Below are 15845 nucleotides of genomic sequence, written 5' to 3' on the forward strand. Positions count from 1 at the left end.
GCACGTCAGCGAGGGGCGATTTGAACGTGGCCACCATGAATCCGTTAGCTGTCCAGGTGCCGCACACCGACACAGAGCAGCAGAAGCTGACTTTCGACCGAGGGGTGCCCCGCACCCTGGTCCACAAGACGGCCGTGTCGGAGGTCCTGCTGACCGACGCCGTCCGCATCGGGTCGAACCGGTACACAGTCGCGGCGCAATGGCCCCAGCACCACACCCTGTTCGGCTCCGGCATCTGCCCGGCCGGCACCGCCGATCCGCAGTTGCTGGTCGAGACCGTCCGGCAGAGCGGCATCTACCTCTCGCACGTGTACTACGGCGTGCCGCAGCACCACCCGTTTGTGCTGACGAGCCTCGAGTACGAACTCGAACCGCCCACCGCCCGGTCAGCCGCCCGCACCGCTCCGCACTCCGTGCTGGTGGACGTCGCCTGCCGGCTCGACGCCGGGGTCGACGACCGTTTCGGGATGACCCTGGATGCCACCCTGGTCGCGGACGGCCGTCTCGAAGGCCGGGTCGGCCTCTGCTGGCAGGCCCTCAGCCCCGAGCGCTACCAGCGTGTGCGCTACCCGCGCGGACGCGGGAGGACCACGCCCGTCCGACCGCATGCGGCGATCCTCGACCTGCCCCCGCCGGTGCTGCCGCCTCGGACCTTCGGCCGGCTCCACCAGCGGGACACGATGCTCGCCGCGGGCTGCACCCCGGACAGCTGGCAGCTGCGCCTCGACACCGCGCACCCTGTCTACTTCGATCACTCCTGCGACCACATACCCGGCATGTCGCTGATCGAGTCCTTCAACCAGGCTGCGGCGCTGTCCTCGGCGCAGGCCACCGGAGCCGATCCAGCCCTGCTGCGCTGGACCCTGGAATCCAGCGCCGTCTCGTTCCTCGCCTTCGGTGAACTGGACGCGCCCGTGACGATCACGGCGGAGCCGGTACCGGAGCCGTCCGAGCTCGGACGGCAACCCGTACGCGTCGCAGCCGAGCAGGACGGGAGACTGCTCGCCGCCGCTGCCCTCATCGGCGTCCTCACCAGCGCGGCGGCGGGCGGAGCCCAATGACCCTCGACACCGGATCGCTGACCGCTCTCGCCCGGACCTGGGCCGAAGACATCGAACACCAGAGACGGCTCACCCCGGGAATCGCGGACGCCATCACGACCGCCGGCTTCGCCCGGCACTTCGTACCCAAGCAGTGGAACGGCAGCGCCGGGTCCTTTGCGGAGGCGGCCGAGGCTGCCGCCGTACTCGGCGAGACCTGCACCTCCGGAGCGTGGTGCGCCGCGCTCTACGCGGCCCACGGCAGACTCGCCGCCTACCTTCCCTACGAGGGTCAGCGGGAACTCTGGGCCGAGTCTCCCGACATACGCATCGCGGCCGCCATCGTGCCGCCCTCCGGGGAGACCGAGGTGGTGGCGGACGGCTGGATGCTCACGGGGACGTGGAACCTCGCCAGTGGCGTGGACCATGCGCACTGGATCCTGCTCGCCGCATGGGTCGGCGAGGGCGCGGCCCGCGCCTGCCGGATCTTCGCGGTGCCCCGCGCGCGGTTCGAGGTCGCCGACACCTGGCACAGCCTCGGCCTGCGCGGCACCGGCAGCAACACGGTGCGGGTCGAGCGGACCTTCGTACCCGCGCACCGTACCTTCACCCTCGGCGACCTCGCGCACACCGAGCCGGGCCGGGAGCGCTGCCACTCCGTGCCCTATCTGCTGGTCGCGGGGGCCCAGTTCGTCGCCCCCGCGCTCGGGGCGGCCCGCCAGGCGCTACGCGACTGGACGGAGCTCACCCGCGCCCGGGTGCTGACGGACGGCCGCCCCGCGCACGCCACACCCGGCGCCCAGGAGGTGCTGGCCCGGGCCTCCGGAGAAGTCCATGCGGCCGGGCTCCTCGTCCGCCATGCCCTGGGCCGGGCCGACCTGGCCGACATCACCGAGCAGGCCGTCGCCGAAAACGTCCGGGACTTCTCGCTGGCCGCGGAAATGTCCGCCACCGCCGTGGACAGGCTGATGCGGGCCGCAGGCAGTCGGGCCCAGGCCGTGGACAGCCCGCTGCAACGCCGATGGCGGGACGTCGTGGCCGCGACGGGGCATGCCGCCCTCGGCTTCGAGGCGGCGAGCGCGCTCTACTCCCGGACCGGCCTCGGCCCGCCCAGGGCGAGCGGATGAGCGGGCAGGCGGCGGCGTTCTTCGATGTCGACGAGACCCTCCTCAACACCAAGACCATGGCTGCCTTCTGGCGGTACTGGCGGCTTCACCACCCCGCGTACGGACCGCAGACCACCCCTGCGGGACTCACCGTGGCGCAGTTGCTCACCCTGCCTCGCGAGCAGGCCAACCGCGGCTACTACCAGCTCTTCCGGGGTGTGAAGGCCGCCGACCTCGCCGAGGCAGGCCGCTGCTGGTACGAGGAGTACCGGCACAGCGACTCTGCGGTGATCGTCACCACGCTGGCGGAGCTGCGCAACCACCAGGCACGCGGTGACACGGTGGTCCTCGTCTCGGGTTCGATGCGGGCCTGCCTCGAACCGGTCGTGGCGGAGCTCGGCGTGGACCTGCTGCTCTGCACCGAGCAGGAGCAGACCCCATGCGGAGTGTTCACCGGTGAGCTGCTGCGGCCGATGACCGGTCCGGCCAAGGCCCGCGCGGTCACCGAAGCGATGTCCGCCCTGGAGGCCGACCCCCGCGAGTGCTCCGCCTATGGGGACCACGCAAGCGATCTGGCCATGCTCCAAGCGGTCGGCCGACCCGTGCAGGTGGGCTGTGATCCCGTGCTGCGGGCGGCCGCCCGCGCCGGGCGCTGGCGGGTGCTGCCGGCGCTGGCGGGTCAGCGGAACGGCTGACCGCGACGAGATCGAGGATCCGGCGGGCGCCACGCCGTGGCGCCCGCCGGATCGGCGCCGCCCGCGTGGTCCGCCGCAGCCGGGGGGTGCGTACCCCAGGTGTCGCGCAGCACGTCGCAGACCTCCCCGACGGTGGCCCCGGCGGACAGCGCGTCCTTCATCGGATAGACCACGTTGTCGCTGCCCGCTGCCGCGCGCCGCATCCGCAGCAGGGCCTCCGCAACCCGCTCCTGGCACCGCCAGGCGCGGAGTTTGGCGATCCGCTCGGCCTGGCGGGCCTCGACGGCCGGGTCGGTGGACCCGTGTCCGTGCCTGGCCGGCGCCGCGGCCGGCTGCGGCCCGGTGAACCACTCGGGGATCTCGGATCGGCAGTACGCGCGCAGCTCCGCGTCCAGCCGCGCCGACGGCCCGGGCGGGAAGATACGGCTCCGCCGGGCCGCCTGCCCTCTGAGCCGGTCTGCGGCGACTCCCTGTTCTTCGGCGACCAGTTGGTAGAGCAGCACCAGCACCGCGGCCGACGCGCCGGCCGCCATCGACGTGGAGATCCGGTCCAGCGGGATCCCGCTGAACAGCACCCGCATGTCGTCGACCGAGTCGACGGCGACGCCGGTCCTGCCCACGTGTCCCGAGGCCATCGGGGCGTCCGAGTCGCGGCCCATCCTGGTGGGCAGGTCAAAGACCACCGACAGGCTCGTCGCACCGCACGCGAGGAGTCCCCTGTACTGCGCGTTGCACGTCACGACGGTCAGGGACATACCGCTACCGCCCCATCATGAGCCGCTGAGGGTGTTCCAGTACGGCGGCGGTGTCGGCCAGCACCTTCGCGCCCAACTCACCGTCCACCAGCCGGTGGTCGAAGGAGAGGGCGAGCGTGGTGATGTCGCGGACCGCGAGCGCGCCCTTGTGCACCCACGGCTTCGGGCGGACCGCGCCGAACGCGAGGATCGTGGCCTCGCCCGGATTGAGCAGCGGGGTGCCGGTGTCGACCCCGAGCACGCCGATGTTGGTGATCGTCGCGGTTCCGCCCCGCAGATCGGCGGGGGTGGACCGGCCGGCCCGGGCGGTCGCCACCAGGGTCCGCAGCGCCCCGGCGAGCCCGGCCGGCGTCAGCCGGCCGGCGTCCTTGATGTTGGGGACGACCAGGCCGCGTGCGGTGGCCACCGCGATCCCCAGGTTGACCTGCTCCTTCAGGACGATCTCCTGGTTCGGCTCGTCCCAGGACGCGTTCGCCTCGGGGTGGCGCCGGAGCGCGGTGAGGTACGCGGCGGCGACCATGAGCAGGGGGCTGACGGGTATGTCACCCGGCGAGCCGGTCTTCTTCAGCCGCCGCACCAGCTTCATCGTCCGGGTGACGTCGACCTCCAGGAACTCGGTGACATGGGGTGCGGTGAACGCCGACGCCACCATGGCCTGTGCGGTGGCCTTGCGGACCCCCTGGACCGGGACGCGTCTCTCCCCGGGCCGGACGGCGGCAGCTTCCCGGAGTGCGGAGGAGGCCGCCAGTACGTCCTCGCGGGTGATCGACGCGTCCGCCCCCGACCCCCGGATCCGGGACAGGTCGACGCCCAGGTCCTTGGCCAGCTTCCGGACCGGCGGTTTGGCCCGGGGCCGCGGCTCCTCGGCCGTCTCCGCCGCCCGGGCAGGAGGGGCCGCCACCGGCTGCGCGGTCCGGTGCCGGCGCGGCAAGGCTGCGCCGTCCGTGCGGGGCCCGTAGCCGACCAGGACCTCCTGCCGCACGGGCGCCGGGGCGGGGGCAGCAGCGCCGGCCGGGGCGACGGAGATGATGGGCGTACCGACCGCGACGACGGCGTCGGCCGGGTGGAGGATCTCCGCCACGACCCCGTCATAGGGGATCGGCAGCTCCACTGCGGCCTTGGCGGTCTCGACCTCGCACACCGGTTGCCCGTCGGTCACGGTGTCCCCGGGCGCGACGTGCCAGGTGAGGATCCGGGCCTCGACAAGCCCCTCACCGACATCGGGCATCTTGAACGTCAGGACTGTCACGGGTTTCCTTCGCACTCTCAATACGTCAGGGCGCGGTCGACGGCGTCGAGCACCCGGTCCAGGTCCGGAAGGAAGGCGTCCTCCACTCGGGAGGGCGGATAGGGCGCATGGAATCCGCCGACGCGCAGGACCGGGGCTTCCAGGCTGTAGAAGCAGCGCTCATGCAGCCGGGCGGCCAGTTCCGCGCCCATGCCGAGGAAGACCGGCGCCTCGTGGACGACGACCGCCCGGTGGGTCCGCTCGACCGACTGCTGGAGGGTGGTGAAGTCCACGGGTGACAGCGAGCGCAGGTCGACGACCTCCAGGCTGCGGCCCTCGGCCTGGGCGGCGGCGGCCGCGTCCAGGCAGACCTTGACCATCGGCCCGTAGGCGAGCAGGGTCAGGTCCCGGCCCGGGCGCACCACGGCGGCCTGGTGCAGGGGACGCGGCGCCGGCCCGGCGGTGGTCAGCTCCCCCTTGTCCCAGTACCGGCGCTTGGGTTCCAGGAAGATCACCGGGTCGTCGTCCGCGATGGCCTGGCGCAGCATCCAGTACGCGTCGCCGGCGTTCGACGGGGTGACCACCCGCAGCCCGGCCGTGTGCGCGAACAGGGCCTCATGGGATTCGCTGTGGTGCTCGACCGCGCCGATGCCGCCCGCGTACGGAATGCGGATGGTGACGGGCAGTCTGATGTGGCCCAGGGCCCGGGCGTGCATCTTCGCGAGCTGGCTGACGATCTGGTCGAAGGCCGGATAGACGAACCCGTCGAACTGGATCTCAAGTACCGGCCGGTAGCCGCGCAGGGCCAGGCCGATCGCGGTGCCGACGATGCCCGACTCGGCGAGCGGGGTGTCGAAGACCCGGGTTTCGCCGAAGTCCTTGTGCAGCCCCTCGGTCACCCGGAAGACGCCGCCGAGCCGGCCGACGTCCTCACCCATGACCAGGGTCTTCGGGTCCTCCTCCAGGGACGCCCGAAGGGCGGAGTTGAGCGCCTGCACGATCGTGGCCGTGGTCATGCTGCTGCTCCGTTCCCCTCGGCGAAACCGGCAGCGTAGGTCTCGTAGGCGGCCCGTTCCTCGTCGACCAGCGGGTGCGGCCCGGCGTAGACATGACGGAAGATCAGCCCGGGGTCCGGATCGGGCATCTCGCGGACGCTGGTGCGGACATGGCGGGCGAGCCGGTCGCTCTCCTCCCTGACGGCGTCCAGGAATGCCTGGTCCGCCCAGCCCTCGCGGAGCAGGTACGCACGGACCCGCTCGACCGGGTCGCGGCGCTGCCATGCCTCGATCTCACCGGGCGGGCGGTAGCGGCCAGGGTCGTCGGAGGTGCTGTGCGCGCCCATCCGGTAGGTGAACGCCTCGATGAGCACCGGTCCCGAGCCCTGGCGGGCCCGGTCGAGAGCCCACCGGGTCACCGCGAGGCAGGCCAGCACATCGTTGCCGTCGACCCGTACCCCGGGGAAGCCGAAACCGGCTGCCCGCTGATGGAGCGGGACGCGGCTCTGCCGCGCCGTGGGCTCCGAGATCGCCCACTGGTTGTTCTGGCAGAAGAAGACCACGGGGGCGTCGAAGACGGAGGCGAAGGTGAACGACTCGCTGACATCGCCCTGGCTGCTGGCCCCATCACCGAAGTAGGCGATGACGGCGCCGTCCGCACCGTCCTTGCCGATGCCCATGGCGTACCCGGTCGCGTGCAGGGTCTGCGCGCCGATGACGATCGTGTAGAGGTGGAAGTTCTTCTCGTCGGGGTCCCAGCCGCCGTGGTTGACCCCGCGGAACATGCCCATCAGGTCGACCGGGTCGACCCCGCGGCACCAGGCGACTCCATGCTCCCGGAAGGTCGGGAAGGCGTGGTCGCCGGGGAGCAGCGCCCGCCCGGAGCCGACCTGTGCCGCCTCCTGGCCCAACGACGAGGTCCACAGGCCCAGTTCGCCCTGGCGTTGGAGGGCGGCGGCCTCCCCGTCGAAGCGGCGGACGAGCACCAGGTCCCGGTAGAGGGAGCGGACCTCCTCGGCCGAGACCTCCAGGCGGAAGTCGGGGTGGTCGACGCGCTCGCCGTCGGGGCTGAGCAACTGGACCATGGGAATGTCGTCGTCATCAGGCACGGTGGGTTCCTCGGTCGGTTCGGGGCGGCTGGAGGGCCGCCCGCCCGGTGGCGATGGAGGTGCCGGCGGCGTCGGTGGCCGCAAGGGCCAGGGCGCCGTTCGCCGCCGTCCGGTCGGTGATGGTGAGCCGGGTGCCGGCGGCCGGGACGTGCAGCGGGCGGTTGAAGCGCAGTTGCAGCTCAGCGATCCGCTCCTGGCCCACCCGGTCCGCCACATGCCGCCCGGCAAGGGCGAAGGTGAGCATGCCGTGTGCGATCACGTCGTCGAGTCCTGCGGCGCGGGCGGCCTCCCGGGACAGGTGGATCGGGTTGTGGTCGCCGGAGACGGCCGCGTACTCGGCGACCAGTTCGCGGGCGACCTCGTAGCTGGATACCCGCGCGGGGTCCGGCACGGTGGCGGGGTCAGCGGCGGCGGCAGCGGCAGCGGCAGCGGCAGCGGCAGCGGCAGCGGCAGCGGTCGGCGACGCGGGGGCGGTACGGGCAGTGGCCGGCAGCGGCGGGCTGTGCACCAGCAGGGAGGTCGACTCGGCGACGAGGTGCCCGCTCTCGTCAGCGAAGGAGACGGCGACCTCGGTGGCCGTGCCCGCGCCGAGCGGCTTCACGGACCGGACGACGGCCGTGGAGCTCAGCCCGTCGCCGGTACGCGGTTGCCGCACCAGGCGCAGCCTCTGCATCCCGTGCAGGGCCACCAGCCCCCGGTGCCGTAGCCGGCGGCCCGTCAGCAGCTCGGCCTCCCGCAGGGCGAGGGCCGCCAGCAGCCCGACCGGCGGCCCCTCGCCCGGCGGCGCTTCGGCGCGTACGCGGGATCGGCTCACCGTCCCGCCGGCCGACGCCAGCAGCGCCCGGAACCGCTCGGCCGCTGCCGCGGTGACCCTGGTGCTGCCGTTGAGCACCCCGTACTCCTCGGGAGTCATCGGTCAGCGCCCCGGACGCTTGCGCAGCAGGCAGGTCAGGCGTGCGGTGCAGACCAGCTGGTCCCGATCGTCCCGGATCGAGATCTGGTACGTGCCGACCTGGGAGCCCTGGTGCAGCGGTTGGCAGACCCCGGTGACCAGACCCTCCCGGGCTGCCCGGTGGTGGGTGACGCTCAGTTCCAGCCCGACCAGCATTCCGTCGGGCGCCACATAGGCACCGGCGGCCAGGGAGCCGAGGGTCTCGGCGAGTGCGGCACTGGCACCGCCGTGCAGCAGGCCGAACGGCTGGCGGTTCCCCGCCACGGGCATGGTGGCGGTCACCCGCTCCAGGGACCACTCCTTGATCTCGATGCCCAGCTTGTGGATCAGCTGCTCCGCCACCAGCGTGGGGGGCATGTCGGCCATCAGTTCGGCCAGTGACCGGTTCATTGGTTGCTCTCTCCTCACCGGTGCGGTCCGCTGTCCGCGAGCGCGGCCAGGTGGCGCAGATGGCCGGCGCCGTCGAGGTCCTGGTATCCGGGGCGGGCGGCGGCGGGCCGGTCGTCGCCGGGCCGGCGCAGCAGCAGGGCCACGGCGAGGTCTCCCTCGGGCGGCCGGGCGGTACCGCCCCGGTCGGCCAGGTGCCCGAAGGCGGCCCGGGTACGCGGGTTGACCGCCAGCTCCGCCGCGATCACCAGCACCTGGTCGATGGCGTCGTCCGTCAGCAGCAGTTCCGTGGCGGCCAGTGCCTCCTCGCCGACCCCGCTGTCCGCGGCGATGCAGGAGACCGGCCCGGTGAGCCCGTACTCAATGGTCAGGTGGCCCAGGATCGACGTGGTCACCGACTGGAAGAAGAGCAGCGGGTTGTGCACCCGGCCGCTGATCAGCTTGCGGCTGGCCAGGTCGGAGGTGGTCGCGTCCCCCGCCACGGTGGCCAGCACGATCGCGGTGGAGTCGGGGTACGGGCCGACGAGCGGGTTGGGCGCCCCGGCGGTGCCCGGCTCACCGAGGCAGCGCCGTACGGTCTCCCGTACCAGCGGGTTGAAGGCCGAGGCCACGAACCCGGGTACGCCCGGGAGCTCGGCGTCCTCCATGTGCGGGGAGACCCGGGCCGCCGCGACGACCCGTGGAGTGAGGGTGACGGTCACGGCTGCTCCAGGATGATTGCGGTGTTCAGCCCGCCGAACCCGGCGTTGAGCGAGAGCACCCGCTGCAGCACCGCACGGCGGGGCTCGTTCGGTACGTAGTCGAGGTCGCACGCGGGATCCGGTTCGTCGTACCCGGCAGTGGGCGGCACGGTCTGCTCCTCCAGCGCCATCAGGCTGATCGCGAGCTCCACCGCCCCGGTGGCCTCCAGCATGTGACCGGTCATGCTCTTGGTGGAGCTGACCAGGAGCCGCTCGGCGTGCCCGCCGAAGGCCGCGCGCAGTGCGGCGGTCTCGGCCGGGTCGTTGAGCCGGGTACCGGTGCCGTGCGCATTGACGTACTGGATGTCCCCGGGCATCACGGCTGCCCTGCCCAGAGCCCGGGTGATGGCCCGGGCCATGCCGAGGCCCTGCGGGTGCGGCTGGACGACATGGTGGGCGTCGGCGGCCATCCCGAAGCCGGGGATGCGGGCGAGTGAACGGGCCCCGCGGCGCAGCGCGTGCTCCTCCGACTCCAGGACCAGCGCGGCGGCGCCGTCCCCGAGCAGCATGCCGCTGCGCCCCTGCGCGAACGAGCGGAGGCGGCCGTCCCGGGCGAAGGTGCGGCCGGAGTCGAACTTTGCGAACTGCTCCTCGTCCACCAGGTAGACACCGCCGACGACGGCGACGTCCACCCGCCCGGCGTCGATCAACCGGCAGGCGTGGATCACTGCGCTCGCCGAGGCCACGCAGGCGTTGATGAAGGCCAGGCGGGGCCCGGTGAAGCCGAGTTCGGCGGCCACCGCCGCCGGGATGCCGCCGGCGAAGCTGCGGTGCGCGTCTGCGGGGTCGGGCGGGCGGCCGGCCGCCTCGTCCTGCCAGAAACGGTGGATGCCGGTGAAGTCGCCCTGGGTGCCGATGAGGACGGTCGCCCGGTCCGCCCGCACGGCCGCCGGGTCCAGCTTGGCCGCGTGGAGTGCTCCCCGTACGCAGTCCAGGACCGTCTCCAGCTGCCGTGGCGCGTTCTGCGGGCCGCCGTATGTGGCGCCGTGGGCGTTGCGGAAAGGGGCGGTGTCGAACCGCTCGATGGGGGCGAACGCCGACCGGCCGCTGAACACGGCCCGGCGCAGGGCCTCGGTGCCCGCCCCGAACGCGGTGAACGTGTCGTATCCGGTGACCCGGATGTCAGTGGGCATGGATTCCGTCCTTCGCATCGGTGGCGTGGTTCGCGAGGTACGTGCCGATGCCGCGCGCCGAGGTGAAGAAGTCGAGGTCCGCACCGTACGGGTCGATGCTGATCCCGTGCTCCTCGTCCAGGACGTGCTGGAGCCACACCAGGGCGAGCGAGTCAAGGGTGATCGGGGTGTCGTCGTCGAGCTCCTCGTAGTCGGCGGGGACGATCTGGTGCCGGGTGAGGAGTCGGCGGATCTCGTCCGTGCCGATCACGCGAGCGCCTCGGCGGACTCGCCGTCCCGGCGCTGGGCGACGGCCGCCACGAACTCGCCGAGGGTGGCGGTCGGCTGGGCGGCCGGGTCCTCGTCGGCGATCTTGACGTTGTACTCGTGCTCGACCTGGACAAGGAGCTCGACCAGGGCCAGCGACTCGAGCTCAAGGCCGCCGGGGCCGAGCGGCTGGTCGTCGGCGACGTCCTCGGTGATCTCCGGGTCGATCTCGCTGATGATGCCGATCACAAACGAGCGGATGTCGGTGTCCACAGCAACTCTCCTCGCGGATGGCGATGAAAAAGGGGGGTGAAAAAGGGAGGGGGAAGCGGGGTGTCCGGCGCGGGGCGCGGTCAGCTCCGGACGGCCGGGTGAGGCATGCCGTTGACCACCCGTATGTGGTCGGCGAGCGCCCGTACCGGATCGGTGTCGGCGGTGTAGTCGACCCCCGGCAGGCCGAAGCCGTTGAGCGCCAGGGACTCGGCGCGGTACTCGCGGGGGGCGCCCAGCTCGCCGACGTTGGCGGTGTCGGCGAGCGCAAGCCTGCGGTCGACCTCGGCCTGCACATCGGGCCGCAGCTCAAGGTCGTCCAGCCGCAGCCGGCCGCGGTCGTCCGTGGTGGGGAGGGCCGAGTGCTCGCGCGGGCCGGGGTAGAGGTGCTGGGTGAGCAACCGGTGCGCCTGCTCGATCGGACCCTCCTGCAGCCCCATGTCGAGCATCACGCGGCTGAGCACGACGGTGTACAGGGTCTGCGCGGGAATGACGGAGCTGGCCTGGGTGACCATCGCACGCATCACGGCGGTGACGGCACGGCCGCCGGTTCCGCGCAGCACCTGGTCGAGCTCGCGCCCGGTGGCCTCCAGATGCTCCTTGGCCAGACCCAGCGTGCCGCCGCGGTAGGTGGGGGCGAGCCCGGCGTTTCCGATGTAGCTGAAGGCGAGGGTGGTGACGTCCGGGGCGAGCACTCCGGCCGTGCCCAGCGCATCGATCCAGCGCCGCCAGTCATCGCCGCCCATGACCGAGACGGTGTCCTCGATCTCCTGCTCGGTGGCGGCCTCGACGGTGCCCCAGCCGACCTCACGGCTCACGCTGTCGTATGTCTTGGCGCTGAAGGGGGTGCCGAGGGTCTTCAGGGCCGAGCGGCGCACCCGACCGGTGACCGGGTCCGTGCGTCGGGGTGCGGCCAGGCTGTAGACGACCAGGTCCACCCGGCCGAGGTCGTCGCGTATGGTCCGGGCCGTCAGCTCCTTGACGGAGTCGCTGTACGCGTCGCCGACCACGGTGCGCCCGTACAGGCCGGCCCGCAGCAACTCGCTTTCCAGCGCTGCGGTGTTGTACCAGCCGGCCGTGCCGGTTCTGGTCGCTGTGCCGGGGGACTCCTGGCAGACGTTGACGGTCGCGGCACCGGCGCCGAAGGCGGCGGCGGTCCGGGTGGCGAGGCCGAGGCCCGCCGAGCCGCCGATGACGAGCACGGACCGGGGCCGGTCCGCGCCGGTCGACTTCGGCAGGCCCCGTACATAGGCGATGTCGCGGCGGACCCGCTCCGCGCAGCCGTCGGGGTGGGCGTTGGCGCACAGCGCGCCGCGCAGCATGGGCGTGACGATCATCCTCGGGCCCCGCTCAGACCGGACCGCGCGGGCGACGCCGGACTCATGCGCGACATCAGCAACTCGCGGTTGCGCACCAGCTTTCCGTTGCTGGTCCTGGGGATCGCGGGAGCGAGCTCGAACCTGCGCGGGATCTTGTAATGGCTCAGCCGGTCCCGGCACCATGCCTGCAGCTCGCGCGCGGTGGTGCCGCCGGTGACGCCGACGAACGCCTCGATGGTGCTGCCGAAGAGGACCACCGACTCGGTGACGTTCGGGTGCTCGGCCAGAGCCAGTTCCACCTCGCTGAGGTCGACCTTCAGGCCGCCGATGACGACCAGGGAGTCGGTCCTCCCGTGCACGGACAGCGCCCCGGTCTCCTCGTCGACCGTGCACAGGTCGTGGGTGCGCAGCCAGCCGTCGGCATAGCGGCTCGCGATGTCGCCGGCGTACAGGTAGGGGGATATGTCCGTATGGACCTCCAGCTCGCCGGCACGGACCCGGACTTGGGTGCCGGGGACCGGGTGCCCCACTGCGGGTGGCTCCAGGGCGCCGGTCAGGTCGGTTGCGATGATGCCCGTCTCGGTCATCCCGTAGGCCTGGCCGATCCGGACGCCGTACCGCTCGTGGAACTGCTCGTACACCTCGGGGCGCAGTGCCTCGCCGCCGGACACGGCGATCCGCAGGGCGGGCAGCGGCAGCGGCTCCGGGACACGGGTGAGCAGTTCGAAGTGGAAGGGCACCCCGAACAGCACATTCGCCTGCGACGCGGCGAGGGTAGACAGCATCGCCCGGGGCTGGGCGTTGGTGGTGAAGACCAGGGTGGCGCCCGCTCCGAGCGCGTGCAGGACACCGCCGATCAGCCCGAAGGAGTGGGTCAGCGAGTTGCCGAGCAGGACCCGCTCACCGGCACGCGGCATCTCGGGCAGCTTCGCAAAGCTGGCCAGTTCTGCCAGCAGCGAGTCGGCGGTGCGGCCGATGACCTTCGGGTAGCCGGTGGAGCCCGAGCTGAACTGGAGCAGCACATGCGGGTTGCCTGCCGGGTGCCCGCTGCGGCGGACCTCCACCTGGACCTCGCACTCGCCCTGGAAGACCACGCGAATCGCACCGGAGGAGCCGGAGCTGATCAGGAACTGTGGTTCGCACAGGTTGAGCAGGCGCTCCACCTCGGTCCGGGTGAGTCGCGGGTCCATCAGGATGACCTGGGCACCGCGCGTCCACAGCGCCAGCACGGTCCACAGGTAGGTGAAGCTGGGGATCATCTGCACGGCGACGGTCGAACCGGGCCTGATGCCCTGGATCTCGAAGAGCTGGGCCAGATCAGCCACCTTCGAGCGCAGAGTGCCCCAGGTCACCTGCGTCTGGGCCTGCGCCCAGATCGTGTCCTCCGGGTGCCGGCGGAGCATGTCCGCGATCCAGCTTTTGAGCGGCGCGTTCTCCATAGGGATCTCCGATGTCGGGACGTTGGTGCCGCAGGTGCGCCCCAGCGGGCGCACCCGAGCGGTCAGCTCACTTCTCGATGCAGAACTCGCCGACGGGCCAGCCCACGTGGCGCTTGTCGGTGGGCGTGTAGCCGAGCAGCTGGTCGCCCTTCTTCAGCTCGGTGACATTGAGGACGGCGGCCCCGGGGCCGAGCACCCGCACGTGCCAGTCGTCCTGGACGGTCAGGCTGACCTCGACACCCTCCGGGGACACCGCCTTGATGGTGAGCAGCGGGCGGGACTCGAGCTTGACCCGTCCCACAGCGATCCGACGGGTGCGGCCGTCGGCACCGACGCCGAGGACGGTCGCGCCGGCGTGCAGCTCGCTGAGGTAGTTGGTGCGGTTGTCGGCCCCGTACGTGTAGGAGTGCAGGGCGCCGGCGTTGACGCGGAACGGGCGGGTGGGCATGTACGGCAGCGGGTGGGTTTCGCTGACGCAGAGCACAAAGCCGTGCGCATACGAGCCGACCAGGATGCCTTCGTCCTTCTCGAAGTGGGTGCAGGTGTCGACGCACACCCGGTCGCCCATGCCCGAGTGCTCGATGGACTGGACGGTCAGGGGGGTCAGTTCGAGCGGCGCGGTCCTGGAGGCCAGCAGCTCCGCGAGCTTGAAGACGTCGTCGGCCGTCTTCGGGGCCATCATCAGGCCCTCGGACCCCTTCTCCAGCACGCCGACGACGATTTCGGCCTCCTCCAGGGAGGTGACCTCGCAGATCAGCTGGCCCTCGGAACGGTCGGCGGCGGCGATGACGATCTCAAGCGGGATCTTGGTGGGGTCGCGGAACCTGACCACGGTGTACGGCAGCACGCTCGCGGCGGCGCAGGCGAGGTCGAGCGTGCGCTGGTCCACGACCTCGACGAAGGCGGTCGCGGCCTTCTCGCCCGAGAGGAACCTCAGCCGCAGGTCGTTGAGTTGGCCGTCGTCGGTGACGGTCACCGCGACGAGGTCGGCGAAGGAGGACGCCGCGATGTCGGCGGCCTTGGCGTCGCCGCTCTTGCCCTTGCGGGACCTGGCGTCCTCGGCGGTGCCGGCGGTGGCCGGGCCGGACGGGAGGAGCACCTTCTTCACAGTCGGCGGCAGGGTGGCCAGCACCTCGGGGCGCGAGTCGACGATGCCGTCGAGCCGGGCGTGGATGGCCGCGTCCACGACCGCGGGCGCGTGGGCGGGGGCGACGGAACGAATGTCGATCCAGGCGAACTTCACGGGAATCCCTACGGGAGAAGTGGCGGAGGAGACACGGAATGCGGGGCGCCGACCGGGTCAGACCGTGGCGGCCGTGTCATAGAGCGCGGAGACGGAGAGCGGAAGCCCGACCGGATTGTGCGGGTGAGGAGCGTGCACGGTCTCGACGAGCTCCCGCACCAGCTTCTCGGGGTCGGGGCTGGTGAAGACCCGGCGGCCGACGGCGAGGCCGCTGCAACCGGCGTCGAGCGCGCTCTGCGCGTACCCGGCGAGGTCCTGGCCGTTCTGCGGACCGCCCGCGACCAGCACCGGCACCGGGCAGCTGGCCACGACCGCGGCCATCGAGCTCATCGGCACGGCCGCCGAGGTCTTGATGAGGTCGGCGCCGAGGTCGGCGGCGATGTTCACCACATGGGCGAGCAGTTTGGGGTCGTGTGCATTGCTGATCCGGGGGCCACGCGGATAGATCATCGCGAGCAGCGGCATCTCCCACCGCGTGCACGCGGCGGCCACGCTGCCGAGGTCGGCGAGCTGCTGGGCCTCTGTCTCGGAGCCCACGTTGACGTGGACGCTGACCGCGTCGGCGCCGAGCTGCACGGCGTCCTCGACACTGCCGACCAGCACCTTCTGGTTGGTGTCGGCGGCATGGGCGGTGCCCGCGCTGAGATGGATGATCAGCGCGCACTCCCGCAGATGCCGGGGGTCGATGTTCCGGGCACGGCCCTTGTGCACGATCACCGCGTCGGCGCCGCCGGCGACCAGCGCCCCCATGAGGGCGCCGAATTCATCGGCATTGACGACCGGGCCGTCGGAGACGGAGTGGTCCAGCGGGATGAAGAGGTATCGATCGTCGGCCCGGCGGGAGAGCCGGCTGAGACGAAGCCCCCTTCCACTGGAAAGGGATCGAGGCATGGGAATATCCGCCCTTCATGGACGACACATACGTCCGCAAGCACCTGGGGTAATTGTCAGCCCCATCGGCGTCACGTATTCGACAGGATCGCTGCCTGTTGGTGCGGTGCAGCGGATGACGAGGAATCTAGGGAATTCCGCCAGGCGTGGTCAAGGCGCCCAACCCCCCTCCTCCGTGCGGCGAAAAGACCTGGCAGGACGTCGGTCGTCGGCCGGACTGCCCGATGGTGCACCCCGTACGGGACTGGCGAATTTTGCCGTTCATTGAAGGATGGCCTTCACGACCGAGAGGAAGGT

The 15845-nt window shown here is 71.8% G+C and carries 17 protein-coding genes and 1 pseudogene; 3 read left to right on the forward strand and 15 right to left on the reverse strand.

Translation table 11 applies throughout. The annotated features are described in order from the left end of the window. Nucleotides 1–35 precede the first annotated feature (35 nt). From C7M71_RS07220 to C7M71_RS07230, 3 genes are read left to right on the forward strand one after another with little or no spacing between them, the layout of a single operon-like run. Complete coding sequence (locus C7M71_RS07220; protein WP_162824164.1) at nucleotides 36–1061, forward strand: ScbA/BarX family gamma-butyrolactone biosynthesis protein; 1026 nt, start codon at nucleotides 36–38, stop codon at nucleotides 1059–1061. Continuing rightward, nucleotides 1058–2167 carry an acyl-CoA dehydrogenase family protein gene (locus tag C7M71_RS07225; RefSeq protein WP_114914234.1) on the forward strand — a complete coding sequence of 370 codons (1110 nt, stop codon included), beginning with the start codon at nucleotides 1058–1060 and terminating at the stop codon, nucleotides 2165–2167. The genes C7M71_RS07220 and C7M71_RS07225 overlap by 4 nt, the downstream gene beginning before the upstream one ends. Then, a complete protein-coding gene (locus tag C7M71_RS07230) occupies nucleotides 2164–2841 on the forward strand; it encodes an HAD-IB family hydrolase (RefSeq protein ID WP_162824165.1) in 678 nt (225 codons plus the stop codon). The genes C7M71_RS07225 and C7M71_RS07230 overlap by 4 nt, the downstream gene beginning before the upstream one ends. Here C7M71_RS07230 and C7M71_RS33160 read toward each other — a convergent pair. The 15 genes and pseudogenes from C7M71_RS33160 to C7M71_RS07300 all read right to left on the reverse strand — a co-directional run bounded on the left by C7M71_RS33160 (nucleotide 2826) and on the right by C7M71_RS07300 (nucleotide 15548). Continuing rightward, nucleotides 2826–3200 carry a methylmalonyl-CoA mutase family protein gene (locus tag C7M71_RS33160; RefSeq protein ID WP_407675975.1) on the reverse strand — a complete coding sequence of 125 codons (375 nt, stop codon included), beginning with the start codon at nucleotides 3198–3200 and terminating at the stop codon, nucleotides 2826–2828. The genes C7M71_RS07230 and C7M71_RS33160 overlap by 16 nt on opposite strands. After that, nucleotides 3183–3587, reverse strand: a pseudogene (locus tag C7M71_RS33165) (methylmalonyl-CoA mutase family protein); the annotation flags it as partial. The pseudogene C7M71_RS33165 and the gene C7M71_RS33160, both read right to left, overlap by 18 nt. Before the next feature lie 13 nt (nucleotides 3588–3600). Continuing rightward, nucleotides 3601–4824, reverse strand: coding sequence for a dihydrolipoamide acetyltransferase family protein (locus tag C7M71_RS07240; RefSeq protein ID WP_111489767.1), 1224 nt, complete (start codon nucleotides 4822–4824; stop codon nucleotides 3601–3603). Between the two features lie 38 nt (nucleotides 4825–4862). Continuing rightward, complete coding sequence (locus tag C7M71_RS07245) at nucleotides 4863–5840, reverse strand: alpha-ketoacid dehydrogenase subunit beta (protein WP_111489734.1); 978 nt, start codon at nucleotides 5838–5840, stop codon at nucleotides 4863–4865. Next, entirely contained in the window at nucleotides 5837–6928 is a 1092-nt protein-coding gene (gene pdhA, locus C7M71_RS07250) for a pyruvate dehydrogenase (acetyl-transferring) E1 component subunit alpha (RefSeq protein WP_407675872.1), read from the reverse strand. Before pdhA ends, C7M71_RS07245 begins: the two co-directional genes overlap by 4 nt. Continuing rightward, the gene (locus C7M71_RS31530) at nucleotides 6921–7841 is read right to left on the reverse strand and encodes a MaoC/PaaZ C-terminal domain-containing protein (protein ID WP_229758596.1); all 921 of its coding nucleotides are present in this window, start codon (nucleotides 7839–7841) and stop codon (nucleotides 6921–6923) included. The genes pdhA and C7M71_RS31530 overlap by 8 nt, the downstream gene beginning before the upstream one ends. 3 nt (nucleotides 7842–7844) lie before the next feature. Then, on the reverse strand, nucleotides 7845–8270 hold the full coding sequence (locus tag C7M71_RS07260) for a hotdog fold thioesterase (RefSeq protein WP_111489736.1): 426 nt from the start codon (nucleotides 8268–8270) through the stop codon (nucleotides 7845–7847). 14 nt (nucleotides 8271–8284) lie between these two features. Next, a complete protein-coding gene (locus tag C7M71_RS07265; RefSeq protein ID WP_111489737.1) occupies nucleotides 8285–8968 on the reverse strand; it encodes a beta-ketoacyl-[acyl-carrier-protein] synthase family protein in 684 nt (227 codons plus the stop codon). Then, the gene (locus tag C7M71_RS07270) at nucleotides 8965–10140 is read right to left on the reverse strand and encodes a beta-ketoacyl-[acyl-carrier-protein] synthase family protein (protein WP_111489738.1); all 1176 of its coding nucleotides are present in this window, start codon (nucleotides 10138–10140) and stop codon (nucleotides 8965–8967) included. The genes C7M71_RS07265 and C7M71_RS07270 overlap by 4 nt, the downstream gene beginning before the upstream one ends. Continuing rightward, complete coding sequence (locus C7M71_RS07275; RefSeq protein WP_111489739.1) at nucleotides 10130–10390, reverse strand: acyl carrier protein; 261 nt, start codon at nucleotides 10388–10390, stop codon at nucleotides 10130–10132. The genes C7M71_RS07270 and C7M71_RS07275 overlap by 11 nt, the downstream gene beginning before the upstream one ends. After that, a complete protein-coding gene (locus tag C7M71_RS07280) occupies nucleotides 10387–10659 on the reverse strand; it encodes an acyl carrier protein (protein WP_162824166.1) in 273 nt (90 codons plus the stop codon). Before C7M71_RS07280 ends, C7M71_RS07275 begins: the two co-directional genes overlap by 4 nt. 80 nt (nucleotides 10660–10739) lie before the next feature. Next, on the reverse strand, nucleotides 10740–11993 hold the full coding sequence (fabV, locus tag C7M71_RS07285; RefSeq protein WP_111489741.1) for an enoyl-ACP reductase FabV: 1254 nt from the start codon (nucleotides 11991–11993) through the stop codon (nucleotides 10740–10742). Then, a complete protein-coding gene (locus C7M71_RS07290) occupies nucleotides 11990–13414 on the reverse strand; it encodes a class I adenylate-forming enzyme family protein (RefSeq protein WP_111489742.1) in 1425 nt (474 codons plus the stop codon). Before C7M71_RS07290 ends, fabV begins: the two co-directional genes overlap by 4 nt. 67 nt (nucleotides 13415–13481) lie before the next feature. Next, nucleotides 13482–14657, reverse strand: a complete 1176-nt coding sequence (locus C7M71_RS07295; RefSeq protein ID WP_111489743.1) for a 3-dehydroquinate synthase II family protein — start codon at nucleotides 14655–14657, stop codon at nucleotides 13482–13484. A 57-nt stretch (nucleotides 14658–14714) separates the two neighbouring features. Next, entirely contained in the window at nucleotides 14715–15548 is an 834-nt protein-coding gene (locus C7M71_RS07300; RefSeq protein ID WP_111489744.1) for a 2-amino-3,7-dideoxy-D-threo-hept-6-ulosonate synthase, read from the reverse strand. Between the last annotated feature and the right edge of the window lie 297 nt (nucleotides 15549–15845).

The sequence above is a fragment of the Peterkaempfera bronchialis genome, assembly GCF_003258605.2.
Taxonomy (GTDB): domain Bacteria; phylum Actinomycetota; class Actinomycetes; order Streptomycetales; family Streptomycetaceae; genus Peterkaempfera; species Peterkaempfera bronchialis.